Genomic DNA, 13,921 nt, shown 5'->3' on the forward strand with positions numbered 1-13,921 from the left:
AAAAAACTGGAAGTAGAAAGCTACTACCAGTTTTTCAGTATACTAAAGCATTAAAAACGTTATTGAAGAAGCAATTAAAGTTATCAATGAAAAAATAATAACTATTTTCCATTCGTTCCATCCTACCATTTCAAAATGGTGATGAATCGGGCTCATTTTAAATACACGTTTACCTGTTAATTTAAATGATGTCACCTGTATCATGACACTGGCTGTTTCAATTACGAATATTATCCCGATCAAGAGTAATGTCCACTCCTGATTTAAAACAATAGACACTGCAGCTAAACTAGCTCCCAAAGCAAGCGAACCGACGTCACCCATGAAAATCTTGGCTGGTTTTTTATTGAAAATAAAGAAGCCAATCAAAGAGCCCATGATCGCAGATGTAAAGATAGCTACTTCATACTGATTTTGAAGAATAGCAATAATAGTGTAGCTAAAATAAGCAATAAAACCAGTACTTGCTAGTAATCCATCAATGCCATCCGTCAAATTCGTCGCATTTGAAAAACCAACTAACCAAAATAAAATAAACAAAGCATAAAAATAGCCTAACTCTACTTCATTCCCAAAAGGCAAAGCGATACTTTGAATATCTAGGACTCGTGAAACACCAAAGTAAAACAGAATAGCCGCTACTATTTGTCCGATCAGTTTCTGCAAACTTGTTAATCCTAAATTACGTTTCATAATGACTTTTATATAATCATCAACAAAACCGATAGTTCCATAAACTAATAATATAAAGATAAGTAAGAGAACGAGTAACGAATTGACCGGAAAAACCACACTGGATATCAAAGAAATGATCGACACGGCTATGATAAGTGTGATGCCTCCCATAGTAGGCGTGCCTGATTTTGCTTCATGCCAAGAAGGACCTTCCTCTCTGGTTATCTGGCCCATTTGTTTTTGCTTAAAATACTTTATAAATACAGGCATTAACCCTGTAACGATTACTCCACTTAATAGCAGTGGATATATTAATTGAATGCTTTGCACTATTCTATTCCTTCCTTACTAGCTAAATTATTGGTTAGGAGACAAAACTACTGTCAGTTCATTTCCACTCTCGATAAAGGCGTTGGCAGGTAGGTTTTGCGACAATACAAAGCCTTCACCTTCGAATGTAACATCTATACCAGTCAATTCTGCCAATTTTAACACGTCACTCTTTGACCAACCTGTCAAGTCAGGCAAAGTCATGGCTCCGTTAGTCAAAAGCATGACACGATTTGATGCATCGATTTCAGCGTTCGGATCTGGATGCTGCTGAACGATCGTATCCCCTGAACCGATAATGCTGTAATCTATTTCTTCGTTATCTAATTGATCCATCACAGCTTGAGTGCTTTGTTGAATAACATTTTCTAATTGTTGTTTTTCTTCTTCAACTGAATCCACTTCACTATCATTTGCATTAGAGTAATATTCCAGTGCTCTTTTCATAACTGGATTAAATATTTTTTGAACCACATGACTCCCGTGACCAACACCGTTTAATGTCGGTTTTTGTACAGTCACGTATAAGATAAGTTCTGAGTCTTCTACAGGTCCCATACCCACAACTGAATAGATATAATTCGAACCTCCCGAATAATATCCGCCTGTTTCACGAGAGATTTGAGCTGTCCCTGTTTTAGCTGCAATTTCAAATCCTTCTACTTCATACCCTCTGGCTGTACCTACATCACTGTATACTGTTTCAGTTAAATATTCAAGTGTTTGCACCGCTGTCTCTTTAGATATCAACGTAGCTGTTTCTTCAGTTTCAACAAGCTCTTCTTCACCTGTTTTGGTATCTATTATTTTTTTGACCAAGTGAGGTTCAACCATATTCCCTTCATTGGTGACTGCCGAAAAAGCACGAAGCATTTGAATAGGCGTTACAGATATTCCTTGGCCAAATGATGTATTGACTTTTTGAAGTGTGCGATCATAAGGATTAGACCCACTGTATTCATTGGGTAAAGAAATGCCTGTTTCTTGACCGAAACCAAAGGAATCTAAATGATTTTTCCACTTATCATAACCCATTTCTTCGATTTGATGCACAAAAGAAACATTGCTGGAACGAGCCAGTCCTTCAAGGTAGGAGATATAACCCCAGCCTTCTGGTTTGACATCATGGACAGTGCCCCCGCCAATTTGAATCTTACCTGAACGATAATAATCATTGGGTCTGAACGTTCCCTCTTCAATCGCTGCTGCTAATGTCATTACCTTCATGGTAGATCCGGGTTCAAAAGTATATTCAATCAAAAAGTTCTGCCAGGTTTGATCGATACCTTCCTTAGTCGTCGCATTGAATGTTGGACGCTGCGTTGTTGCTAAAATTTCACCTGTTTTTGCATTCATCAACGTAGCCGTAATTGCTTCTGGCTCATGTTCAGCATTGACGTCTTCGACAATGCTTTCCAGAAATATTTGCATGCGTCTGTCAATTGTCAACTGTATATCATTGCCATCAGTCGGCAGAACTTCTTCTATTTCCTGATTGGGAATAACATAACCAAACCGATCCCGCTGATATTCTATCCATCCATCTTCACCACTTAATATGTCATCAAATTCTTTTTCAAGACCTAAGACACCTTTAAGCGATTGACTGTCCTCAGCTTCACTATCTCTTTGAGCTAAACCGACCGTATGAGATGCAAACGTTCCGTTTGGATATAGTCGACTTTTTTTCTCCTCAAACGTTATACCTGTCAACTCTTGTTTTTCTAAGCTTTCTTTAATTCCGCTCACTGTTTCATAAGTTAAATTATTCCCGTCACTTCCAAACTCTACTTGACTGTTATCCAAGGTTAATCTGTCATGAAGCTCTTCTTCACTCATTGACATATGTTCAGATAAAACTTGTGCCACTGCCTGAGGATCTTGAATATGAATAGGGCGCTTTGGAGTCGACCATTCATCTGTCAATACGGCAACCATTTTATATGAATTCGCATCCAAAGCAATGGGGTTCCCGTTTGCATCATATATCGTCCCTCTGTTAGCCTGCAAGGTATTATTTCTCGTATATAACTTATGCACATTTTGAATTAAGTTCTCTCCGTTAACTTCTCCAGTTACCATGATAATAGCAAACCTTGAAAATACACCAAAAAACAATATAAAACAAAAAATATACAGCGCTATCGCTATATATTTTCTGTTGTGAAAAGGGTTCGAAGCCTTTAATTTTCTTTTAATACGTCTCATTTAAACACATTCCTAATTTGCTCTTCATTCATTTTCAAGTCATTTTCTTTGGCAATGGAATATACACGGTCATAACGTGACAATTCTTGTACATTCTGTTCGTAGTTGCTATTTTCTATTTGAACGATTGTCGCTTGTGATGCTAGGTCTTGAATACTCCTGTTCATTGTTGAGACCTGCATTGATAAAGTGATGTGTGTAACTGCCAATATAAAAAGAACAGATACAAACAAACCACTAACTACAATCTCTAATCGAGTTAAACCTTTATGTAGTTTTTTTTCAATCTCTCTATTTTCAGTCTTTTCGGGTTGTGTTAATGGCTGTGTTTCATTAGCTAATTGTCTAGCTAAATTGTCATTCATCATTGGTACCCTTCTCCTTTCTGGATTAAATTATTAGCACATTATTTTTCTCTTTGTTTTTCGGCTATTCTTAGCTTTGCGCTTCTTGACCGATTATTTTCATTCAGTTCTTCTTCAGAAGGTAAAATAGGTTTTTTGTTTATCATTTTCAGGATAGGTTGTTTATGATCTGGAATGATAGGTAACCCACGAGGTAATTCTGGTAAATCTGAATAACTTTTGAATAATTGTTTGACTATTCGATCTTCTAGCGAGTGAAATGTTATAGCACTTATACGTCCACCCACATTTAAAATATCAACGGCTTGCTCCAATGAATCTTCCAAAGCACCCAGTTCATCATTTACTGCAATGCGCAACGCCTGAAATACACGCTTGGCAGGATGACCGCCTTTTCGCCGTGCGAATGCTGGAATAGCGTCTTTAATGATGGCCACTAATTCATGTGTCGTATCTATAGACTTGTTTTCTCGACTTGCTTCAATTTTTCGAGCAATCTGTTTTGAAAATTTTTCTTCACCATATCGGAAGAAAATCCGGACCAGATCGCTATAATCCCACTTATTTACAATATCGTGAGCAGTTAACGCTTGAGTTTGATCCATTCGCATGTCCAGTTGAGCATCTTTGTGATAACTGAATCCTCTTTCTGTAACGTCCAGCTGAGGAGAGGAAACACCTAAATCGTAGATAATACCATCTACTTTTGAAACGTTTCTCTCTTCTAAGGCGAATTTTATGTTTCTGAAATTATCATGTATAAATGTTAACTTTCCACTGTTTAGTTCTTCCGATAACAATTGACTAGCGTTATCAATGGCTGTCATGTCCTGGTCAAAAGCATATACGTGACCTTCTGTACTTAATTCATTTAAGAGAAGTGCAGTATGTCCTGCTCCACCTAAAGTACAGTCGACATATATACCATCTGGTTTTATATTGAGACCCTCTACAGTCTCATTCAATAATACTGTTTCATGTTGAAATTCCGGCATTTTCTTACCCCTTTGCTGACTATCCGTGTTAGAATCCAAAATCTATCATCTCTTCAGCTATGTCTTCAAATGATTCATTAGCCTCTTCAGCAAATGAGGTCCACCTGTCTTCGCTCCATATTTCAATACGATCAGACACACCAATCACATAACACGTTTTTTCAAGTGATGCATGCTCAGTTAATGTGTTGGGCAAATTAATTCTTCCCTGTTTATCAAGTGAACATTCAGTAGCTGCTGAATATAGGAATCGTGTAAACGCTCTCGATTCTTTTTTAGCAAGAGGAAGTTGTTTCAACTTCGCTTCGAGAAGCTTCCATTCTTCCATGGGGTATCCAAAAAGACAACCGTCTAATCCGCGGGTTACAATGAAACGTTCGCCTAAATCGTCCCTAAATTTAGCTGGAACAATCAAGCGGCCTTTTGCATCAATTGAATGTTTGTATTCACCTAATAACATTTCACTGCACCCCTTTCCCACTTATAAGGTAAAGTCTACCACAATTCCCCACTTTCCACCACATTATTCCTCTTAATTATATTTATTTATAAACTTACATAAAAAAAGCCCTAGTCATTGATACATATGACTAGGGAACGCTTGTTTATTAAATTTTTATTACTAACTCTTCCTTCAAATTACTCCTTGATATATCAGCCAGATACCTGCACCGACGTAGGTAATCAAACAAATAATAAACACTATACGCCACCACATTCTGAAAAACAGATAAAGATTCAACTCTTGTCTGTAGAACGTATAATAAGATGCTAAAAGAATACCTAGTACTGAGATTATAATAAACAGGTAAGGCAAAAGATTAATTGCTAGATAGAGTTGACTGATGATGAACAGAAGCAAAATCATATAGGGTATAATCAAATCGACAACTTTTATCGATAGTTGTATCGATTTGAATTGCTTATTGATCCATTTTGAAAAAACAAATATAATAAATGGCGCTAAATAAAAACCAATTAAAGGGAGTACATTTGTTAATGAGCCCACGAAGTCACTTCCATTTCTTATCTTCGAATTATAATTCAATGTTATTTATGTAAAACATAACCTAAAGAGAATCAAAAAAAGTGTTTATGAACAATAGTCATAAACACTTTTTTATATAATTTAATTTATCTGATAGATCGATTAAATTAAGCTTCTTTATTGATGACCTCTTTGCCTGCGTAATGTCCGCAAGAAGTACAAATGTGGTGATTACGTTTAACTTCGCCACAATTAGGACAATCACTCATGTTTGGAAGGTCCAATTTGATATGAGTACGTCTTTTTGCTTTTCTGCTAACAGATGTTCTTCTTTTAGGTACTGCCATTTTCCAACACACCTCCTTAAAAGGATTAAAATTCTATATGCTCACTCGTTATCTTCTTTGAAGAGATCTTTAAGCACCGCAAATCTCGGATCTCCCTCATCATTAGATGAATTAATGTGATCTTTATGCTGATCTTCTGGTAATACTATCCAATCTTTCCCGCTCGGTAAATCATCCGTCTCAAGCTCTTCATCAGTAAATACTTGACTGGGTTTATTAGTTAGGATTGCGTCCTCAATTGGTTTACTGAGATCTAATATATCCGCGGACAATCGTTCAGCTAACTGTTCTTCTGAAAATTGTTTCAAACTAACAGGAGAATCAGGGGCTAGATAGATTTCTGAAAATGGGAATTCCATTGACACATCTACTGGTTCTAAAGAACGAGAAGATGGTATAGTAATTCTCACACTCACCATCAAATCAACATAATAAACAGATTTTTCTTCAACTGATAAACTTCCTTTTAAGGAAACTGGACTTGTCGCGATTATTTCATCGTCACGTTTTTTCAGTGACTTTTCTAAATCGACGGATCCATTTACAGCTAAAGAAGAATCCTGATATTTTTTTAATTCATTTAATGCCCATTTGATTTTCATAGACTTCACCTCAGTGTTAAACGTCTTTTTCAACCTAATATCATAGACACTTAAATTATTACTTTTAAAAAGTTTTCACTTAATTGAGCAACAAAAATAATTATACTATTTTAAGCTGACAATGTCAATGTATTTTAAGAGGCTTTCTTTTATAATCTTGGCTCACAATTTTATTTTGATCGGCTAATCTATAAACATCCCCCACCATTAAATCATAAGCGAGTAACTTGTTGTTTTTCTGATTTATGTTTGTGATCAATGGTTTCTTTAAATGACGTTTTATCTGACTTAAATATTTTTGTCCTGTTTCATTAAATCCTAATACGCGTATATACTCTATGCCCTCTGTCATCTTTTCCATTTCTACTTTTGATTGATTAAGCAGCATATAAAAGCTTAGACGCTGTAGCCTTGTCCATGAAAGTTGTTTCGTTTTTAATCGAGATAAAAAGTCATTCATATTGGAAGATTCCTTAATGACTTCTTTCACTCTATATTCTAAACCCTGCTCCATTAAATAAATCCGACTCAACTCAGAGTGCGGGGTTGTCAGTATTCGGTACTTTAGATATGGAAAATAATCATCCCAGTTTACATGTTTACTTTTATTTAAAATCTCTTTTGTTTCTTTAGGAAAAGGCAGTGTTTGATGATCATCCCACTTATCTTCAGAAAACAGCAGATTTCTAATGGCTGTTGCACTGGCGATTTCATTACCCGCTATGACGTCACTATCATGATAGTGACTGCTCTTTCTGAGAATCGTTTCAATCTCAATTGAACTGTTATATTTTTTCAGTGCTCTTGCATAAGCGAAGCCAAGCATGTTATTCGGCTCAGTAAGATCCAGTTTGAATTCTGGAAAATGTTTTGAGAGAATATCACTCATGTTTTTTGCATAAGTCAGTTTTTGTTTTTGTTCTTTACGAAAAAGGTCATTTATTTCTTTTTCTTTTTCTAGATAAACAGTTGCAGCTTGAACAAAATCAGAACCTTCTCCAGATTCACTTCCGAAACTCAATACCTGAATGCCCAGGTGATGCAAAAGCTCTATAGCGCCTTTTGCATATAAGTCCGCCGGCTGGACGCTAAAAGCTACAGGTATCTCGACAACGATATCCGCACCATGCTGCAACGCAAGTGATGCTCTGTCCCACTTATCAACAATTGCGGGCTCACCCCTTTGAAGGAAGTTGCCTGACATGGCTACTATCATAACTTCAGCTTCAGTCTTCTTTTTAGCCTCTTGAAGATGATACAAATGCCCATTATGAAACGGATTATACTCGGCTACAACCCCACATACTTTCATAAACAAACCCCTTACTTAGTACAAGCAAAAAACCAGCGCTTACTCTCTTCACTCACTTCATCTGTAAAATCAGCGCTCACGTCGATAGTATGGAAACCCGCTTCTCGTAACAATTCAATATAAACATCTATCGGATAAGTTCTTTCTTTATGTGTCTCTTCAAACCTTTCATATAAATTATCTTTGTTATTAACAAAAAAAGACAATTCATGTTCCACTGAATAAGGGTATTCCCCTTCAAAACTATCCCATATAAAAACAATATTATCTGTTTCTGCATGAAATGACGATGTTAAAAACTTTTCTATTTGAGTGATAGAATGTACGTCAAATAAAAATGTGCCGTTTTTTTCCAAGCGGTTATAAACTTCTTTAAAAACAATCGAAACTTCTTTCTCATTTTCCATATAACATAGGGCGTCACTATAGCATATAATTCCAGGGTACATGGGTAGATGTTCTAGATTTCTCATATCACCTTGTATTAAAGGAAATGACACCCCTTCATCAAGCTGTCTGTTGTATGCAATACTCAACATTTCATCAGACAAATCTAAACCAGTGATATCATAACCATTACTTTTTAGTTTCAACCCCAGTATGCCCGTTCCACTGCCAAGTTCAAGTATCTTTTCTCCACTCGGGATGTATCTTTGTGTATAGACTAACCACTTGTCATAAAGACTATCATCCATGAGATTATCATATACTTTGGCAAACCAGTTGTAAGTCATTAATCAAGCCATTTGCTTATATCTACTTGTTCTGCGTCAGACCATAAGCGCTCTAATTTATACAACTCGCGATCTTCTTGTTTGAACAAGTGAACAATAACATCTCCTAAATCAATAAGGATCCATTGTGCGTTATCTTTTCCTTCAACTCGTTTAACCTCTTGATTATTTTTTTCAGCTGCTTCTAATATACTTAATGAGATTGCATTTAACTGTCTGTCATTATTTGCATGCAGGATAACAAAATAATCTGCTAACAACGAAACATCTTTCATATCCAGTGCTAATATATCTTCGGCTTTCTTTGAATCTGCCGCTTTTACTACGTATTCTAGTACATCCATTGATGATTGAGTCATACTTTTTCCCCTTATTTTTCTACCACCCAAGCGTTATAAGTCTCTACAGCTTTGGGGTATATTTTATTTTTTCTGTAAACTAAATGTTTTAATGTTTGTCTGGTTATATAAGCAACCGTCGCTGACAGGTCTTTTTCAGCTAATTTCCTTGCCTTATCTACACCTCTGTGTGAGCGTTTAGGTTCTATATAATCAGCAACGTATATTATTTGAGCAATTTCACCCATTGTCGGACTCCCGATGGTATGAAATTTTATTGCTTCTAATATAGCTTCGTCTTCTAATTGATATTCATTCTTCATGAGGACCGCCCCAACAGGACCATGCCAAATATTACTTCCAAACTGCAACATATCTAATTCCAGGTTTTCACTGATAATCAAATCTCGCATTTCTTCATCAGGTTTTTCTTTTGCATAGTCGTGCGCTAAAGCAGCGATACTAACCATTTCTTTATCAATATTGTACTTTCCGGCAAGTTTTATAGCCGTTTTCTCTACTCTTAATACATGCCTGTACCTTCGTTGACTCATTGAATCCTGCATAACTTTAATTAGTTCTTCTCTACTTATACTAATTAAATCACTTTGATAATCCATCTGAATTTTTTTCATTTTTATATAATCCTTCACTTTCGATATATTTCTCAACTTTTGTAGGAACTAAATATTTTATTGAACAGTCATCCATAACCTTTTGACGAATCAAACTCGAACTAATATCAATGTTCGGTACGTCAACTGCAATAACTGGATAAGACGTATCTAAACTGTGGTAAGGACGATTGACCGCTACAAATTGTACGATTTGTAAAAGGCCATCAATTTTATACCAGTTTTTTAAATCCTCTACCATATCCGCTCCGATAATAAAATAAAATTCTATATCAGGATTCATTTCTTTAAGTTGAACAATCGTATCGTAAGTATAGCTTTTACCCCCACGCCGGATTTCAATTTCTTCTATTGAAAACCCTTCGTTATCTTTGATCGATTCATGTATCATTGCTATCCTGTGTTTGGCATCGATGGTTTTCTTTTCTTTTTTATGTGGAGGATTAGCACTTGGCAAGAACATTACTTTTTCTAACCCCAGCTGGTTTTTCACTTGTTCAGCAATAATCAAATGACCTAAATGGGGGGGGTTGAATGTTCCACCTAATATACCTACTTTTCTCCGTGGAAACGTCTCATACAGCTCATCGATTACTTTAGGTTCAACGACGACATCCGCAACTATATTTACCAACGGTCATGCTCCCCTTTATGAATGATTGGATTTAGGCAAGCGAGAAGAGTAACGCTGATACTTTTCTTTTTCAGAAGGTTTAAATAAAACTAATACTTTGCCTATTTTTTGTACAACGGTAATTTCGGAATTTTCTTCAATGAAGGCCACCGCTTCAGAAGCAGTCCAGTCAGTATTTTGAAGCAACTGCACTTTCATCAATTCTTTATTTCCAAGTGATTCTTCAAATTCTTCAACCATATCAGTAGTTAAACCATTTTTTCCGATTTGAAAAACGGGTGATAAATGATTTGCTTCCGCACGTAAAAAACGCTTTTGTTTTCCTGTTAATTTCATATTGATCCTCTTTTCTGTGTCTTTACATTTATTAAATAAGCTGTTTTCTCACTATAACATCTACACCTTCTGGTGCCCAGCCTGCTACTTGTATATCTGTAGCATCGATGGATACCCACCCCAAACCATTGAATACTATATCTGACGGTTCTTTGATTTTAAATTCATGCCGTTTTAATTTAGGAAAAGAAGCGACGGATTCAGCATTAGGTGGTGATAGCAACTCGCCTAAATGATTTTCATATAGTTCATCTGCGTTTTCTGTTTTTGTTCTGTGAATAGTTATTTCGTTTGAAAGATAACAGACAAATGACTGCTTTCCTTCTCCCATCAAGTAATCAAATCTAGCTAATCCACCGAAAAACAATGTCTGCTGATCATTCAATTGATAAGCTTTTGGTTTAACTTCTTTTCTTGGAGTGACGATTTTTAATTCTTGAGGATTTAAATAATGTGATAATTGATTTTTTTGTATGATCCCAGGAGTATCTACGAGCACTTTTTTGTTGCCCAGTGGAATTTCGATCTTACCTAAAGTCGTTCCTGGGAAATAAGATGTCGTGATTGTGTTCTCTGACTCTGTAGCAATATTGATTATTTGATTGATTAATGTTGATTTGCCTACGTTGGTTGTTCCTACAACATAAACATCTTTTCCTTTACGTTCTTTTTCTAAAGCTTCCATAAAATCTGTAACGGACTCTTTGTTTAACGCGCTAACTAAATAAACATTTTGAGGTCTAATGCCGTGACTCTGTACTTGTTCTGTCACCCATTGACGTAACTTGCTTTTTCGATGAACTTTTGGTAAAAGGTCACTTTTATTCGCTACAATTATTATTGGGTTATTACCCGCAAATCTTTGAATTCCTGAAATAATGCTTGCATTGAAATCAAAGATGTCTATAACGTTTACTATTAAAGCATCCTCCTGATTCAATTCCTGAAGCATATTTAAAAAGTCATCGTCATTTAGCTCAACATCCTGAACTTCATTATAATGTCTTAACCGGAAGCATCGTTTACAATATACATCATCTTCCGAATCGCTTTTACTTAATACGGAAGCTGGAAGATAACCAGACTTTGATTCCTCTTTTGATTGTAAGATAGCCCCACAGCCAATACATCTCATTTCATCATTCATTAATTCGTCTTCCATGTATCGTATCTCTCCATTTCATTTCTGAATCATTTTTTATCAAGTAATTCATTATTTTCAACTCTACGAATCTGTTTAATCTTGTATTCCAAGCATCAGAGTCTAAAATAGGTTTAACTAAAACACTTTTGAACCCAGCGTTATTTGCGCCTTTTATATCGGTTATGATTTGATCTCCTACCATTAACCATTCTTCTCTTGGGAAAGAATACTCTTTAATAGCTTTTTTAAAGCCTAACGTTAATGGTTTCAATGCATTTGGAATAAAATCTAGTTCCAGTATGCTGGCTACTCTTTTCACTCTCTTATTGGAGTTGTTTGATAAAATAACAACTTTGATATCATTTTTTTTCATTAGTTTGATCCATCGAATAGTTTCTTCAGTTGCTTCTGGATTATTCCAGGCAATCAGCGTGTTATCTAAATCTGTTAATATAGCTTTTATGTTGGCTTTCTTTAATTGCTCAGGTGTAATTTGATAAATGGATTCAACCATCCACGTGGGCTTAAAACTACTCAGCATTATTTCCCTCCTAAACTATTATTTCAATGCACGAAAGGGGATTTTCTAAAAAAAAGGAAGTACACAAAGCACTTCCCTTTGTGCACTTCTTACTCTTGGGTAGATGTAGCCGATTCAATCAGTTCGAGTATTTCAACAGCCACATAATCAATATTATCGAATTCATATGTTTGCTGAGCGGTGCGATCTTCAAGTTCGAACATTTTAGACTTGCCATCATAACGCACGATGCATTTTTCGATGCCGTCTTTTTCAAAACGTCTAACTTGTACTTCTTCCGATTGATCTTCGCGCATTGCTTCTAAACGTCTGATAATTGGTATAAGTTGGGATGAATTCATTTGTTTTCCCCTTTCTCATTCTTTTGTCTATTTTCTTTTCTTTTTTATTTTAACAGATTTCAGCTCGAATTACATTAGATGCGCTACGATTTAAGGATTTATTGTCATTGATGACTCGTTCTCAAGAATTAACTATCAATTATTTAGAAGAATTATGGTAAAATAATTTGAACTAGGAGGAAAGCACATGACAAATACACATACTTATAATTTGAATCGCGAAATAAAAGCTTTGGATGTTTCTAAAATCAGACAATTTGATGATCAGGTCTCTGCTTTTGAGCCCTTGATTCGTTTAACACTCGGACAACCGGATTTTCCTACACCGCAACACGTTAAAGATGCTGCAAAAAGAGCAATCGATTCTAATTTTTCCTTCTATACAAGTACGGCTGGAGACATTAAACTCAGAGAAGCTGCATCAAAATTTGTAGAGACTAAATACAACCTCAAATACAATCCACAGACTGAAGTGATTGCTACTGTTGGTGCCACTGAAGCGTTAGCCACTTCTTTATTTACGATTCTTAATCCCGGAGACTATGTTTTAATCCCATCTCCGTTTTTCTCTCTCTATGATTCTTTAGTAAAAATGAGCCAAGCAATACCGGTTTACGTGGACACTTCTGAATCAGACTTTTTAATTACCTCTGACATGGTAGACAAAACGATTCAAAGGTTGGACAAAATACCTAAAGCTATTATCTTGAATTATCCTAATAACCCTACCGGTGTCACTTGGACTAAAGACGACGTCATTAATCTGGCTCAAACTCTCTCAACCTATCCTGATATGCTAGCCATTAGTGATGAGATTTACAGTGAACTTGTATATGATCAGACCCATATCTCGCTTGGAGAACATTTAAGAAGTCAAACCATTGTAATCAATGGCCTTTCTAAATCTCATGCTATGACAGGCTGGCGCCTAGGTCTGATTTTCGCACCTGAGAGTTTGACAACTGAACTATTAAAAACACATCAGGCACTTGTAACAAGCGCCTCCAGCATTACGCAATACGCTGGAATCGAGGCCTTGACCCACGGCATTGACGATGCACTTCCAATGAAGCAAGCTTACAAAAAACGTCGAGACACTGTTGTACGGGCTTTAAGAAAATTAGACTTGGACACAACGGAACCCACAGGAGCTTTCTACGTCTTTGCCTCTCTCCCTGAAGACATATCAATAACAAGCTATGATTTTTGTTATGAATTTGCTAAACAATATAAAGTTGCCATGATCCCGGGTGACGCTTTCGGTGATGCAGGCGAAGGTTATTTCAGAATCAGTTATGCCTCCAGTTTGGAAGATATAGAAATTGCTATGGATCGCCTTACTCAATATGTGAATGACCTGCGCGGTTAAAAGTCTATAACAAAAAGAATCATCGGT

At 36.1% G+C, this 13,921-nt stretch carries 18 protein-coding genes; 1 reads left to right on the top strand and 17 read right to left on the bottom strand.

Translation table 11 applies throughout. The features are described from left to right. Nucleotides 1-42: 42 nt before the first annotated feature. The 17 genes from mraY to ACO1PF_RS01895 form a co-directional block, all read right to left on the bottom strand. Entirely contained in the window at nt 43-1,005 is a 963-nt protein-coding gene (mraY, locus tag ACO1PF_RS01815) for a phospho-N-acetylmuramoyl-pentapeptide-transferase (RefSeq protein ID WP_423189672.1), read from the bottom strand. A 27-nt stretch (nt 1,006-1,032) separates the two neighbouring features. Beyond that, the gene (locus ACO1PF_RS01820) at nt 1,033-3,087 is read right to left on the bottom strand and encodes a penicillin-binding transpeptidase domain-containing protein (RefSeq protein WP_423189673.1); all 2,055 of its coding nucleotides are present in this window, start codon (nt 3,085-3,087) and stop codon (nt 1,033-1,035) included. Nucleotides 3,088-3,209: 122 nt separating this feature from the next. After that, nucleotides 3,210-3,581: a cell division protein FtsL gene (gene ftsL, locus ACO1PF_RS01825; protein WP_423189674.1), complete on the bottom strand. Its 372-nt coding sequence runs from the start codon at nt 3,579-3,581 to the stop codon at nt 3,210-3,212. A 38-nt stretch (nt 3,582-3,619) separates the two neighbouring features. After that, complete coding sequence (rsmH, locus tag ACO1PF_RS01830; RefSeq protein ID WP_423189675.1) at nt 3,620-4,573, bottom strand: 16S rRNA (cytosine(1402)-N(4))-methyltransferase RsmH; 954 nt, start codon at nt 4,571-4,573, stop codon at nt 3,620-3,622. A 28-nt stretch (nt 4,574-4,601) separates the two neighbouring features. Beyond that, complete coding sequence (gene mraZ / locus ACO1PF_RS01835; protein ID WP_423189676.1) at nt 4,602-5,033, bottom strand: division/cell wall cluster transcriptional repressor MraZ; 432 nt, start codon at nt 5,031-5,033, stop codon at nt 4,602-4,604. Nucleotides 5,034-5,207: 174 nt separating this feature from the next. Beyond that, nucleotides 5,208-5,582, bottom strand: a complete 375-nt coding sequence (locus tag ACO1PF_RS01840; protein WP_423189677.1) for a DUF3397 family protein — start codon at nt 5,580-5,582, stop codon at nt 5,208-5,210. Between the two features lie 146 nt (nt 5,583-5,728). Further along, complete coding sequence (gene rpmF, locus ACO1PF_RS01845) at nt 5,729-5,908, bottom strand: 50S ribosomal protein L32 (RefSeq protein ID WP_423189678.1); 180 nt, start codon at nt 5,906-5,908, stop codon at nt 5,729-5,731. A gap of 41 nt (nt 5,909-5,949) precedes the next feature. Beyond that, a complete protein-coding gene (locus tag ACO1PF_RS01850) occupies nt 5,950-6,510 on the bottom strand; it encodes a YceD family protein (protein ID WP_423189679.1) in 561 nt (186 codons plus the stop codon). Nucleotides 6,511-6,634: 124 nt separating this feature from the next. Further along, entirely contained in the window at nt 6,635-7,822 is a 1,188-nt protein-coding gene (locus tag ACO1PF_RS01855) for a nucleotidyltransferase (RefSeq protein ID WP_423189680.1), read from the bottom strand. 11 nt (nt 7,823-7,833) lie between these two features. Then, nucleotides 7,834-8,556, bottom strand: a complete 723-nt coding sequence (locus ACO1PF_RS01860) for a class I SAM-dependent DNA methyltransferase (RefSeq protein WP_423189681.1) — start codon at nt 8,554-8,556, stop codon at nt 7,834-7,836. Then, on the bottom strand, nt 8,556-8,915 hold the full coding sequence (gene rsfS / locus ACO1PF_RS01865; RefSeq protein WP_423189682.1) for a ribosome silencing factor: 360 nt from the start codon (nt 8,913-8,915) through the stop codon (nt 8,556-8,558). The genes ACO1PF_RS01860 and rsfS overlap by 1 nt, the downstream gene beginning before the upstream one ends. An 11-nt stretch (nt 8,916-8,926) precedes the next feature. Next, nucleotides 8,927-9,529 (bottom strand): bis(5'-nucleosyl)-tetraphosphatase (symmetrical) YqeK, encoded by a 603-nt coding sequence (gene yqeK, locus ACO1PF_RS01870; protein WP_423189683.1) that lies wholly within the window; start codon nt 9,527-9,529, stop codon nt 8,927-8,929. Then, on the bottom strand, nt 9,498-10,163 hold the full coding sequence (locus ACO1PF_RS01875) for a nicotinate-nucleotide adenylyltransferase (RefSeq protein ID WP_423189684.1): 666 nt from the start codon (nt 10,161-10,163) through the stop codon (nt 9,498-9,500). The genes yqeK and ACO1PF_RS01875 overlap by 32 nt, the downstream gene beginning before the upstream one ends. 15 nt (nt 10,164-10,178) lie before the next feature. Continuing rightward, nucleotides 10,179-10,499 carry a ribosome assembly RNA-binding protein YhbY gene (gene yhbY, locus ACO1PF_RS01880; RefSeq protein WP_423189685.1) on the bottom strand — a complete coding sequence of 107 codons (321 nt, stop codon included), beginning with the start codon at nt 10,497-10,499 and terminating at the stop codon, nt 10,179-10,181. Between the two features lie 31 nt (nt 10,500-10,530). Beyond that, nucleotides 10,531-11,646, bottom strand: coding sequence for a ribosome biogenesis GTPase YqeH (gene yqeH / locus ACO1PF_RS01885; RefSeq protein WP_423190482.1), 1,116 nt, complete (start codon nt 11,644-11,646; stop codon nt 10,531-10,533). Next, on the bottom strand, nt 11,639-12,184 hold the full coding sequence (locus ACO1PF_RS01890) for a YqeG family HAD IIIA-type phosphatase (RefSeq protein WP_423189686.1): 546 nt from the start codon (nt 12,182-12,184) through the stop codon (nt 11,639-11,641). The genes yqeH and ACO1PF_RS01890 overlap by 8 nt, the downstream gene beginning before the upstream one ends. A gap of 89 nt (nt 12,185-12,273) precedes the next feature. Further along, nucleotides 12,274-12,525: a YkuJ family protein gene (locus ACO1PF_RS01895; protein WP_423189687.1), complete on the bottom strand. Its 252-nt coding sequence runs from the start codon at nt 12,523-12,525 to the stop codon at nt 12,274-12,276. A 187-nt stretch (nt 12,526-12,712) separates the two neighbouring features. Between ACO1PF_RS01895 and ACO1PF_RS01900 the strand changes: the two genes are divergently transcribed. Next, entirely contained in the window at nt 12,713-13,894 is a 1,182-nt protein-coding gene (locus ACO1PF_RS01900; protein WP_423189688.1) for an aminotransferase class I/II-fold pyridoxal phosphate-dependent enzyme, read from the top strand. Nucleotides 13,895-13,921: the final 27 nt, after the last annotated feature.

Source organism: Alkalibacterium sp. f15 (genome assembly GCF_049389645.1).
In the GTDB taxonomy this organism is placed as follows: Bacteria; Bacillota; Bacilli; order Lactobacillales; family Carnobacteriaceae_A; genus Alkalibacterium.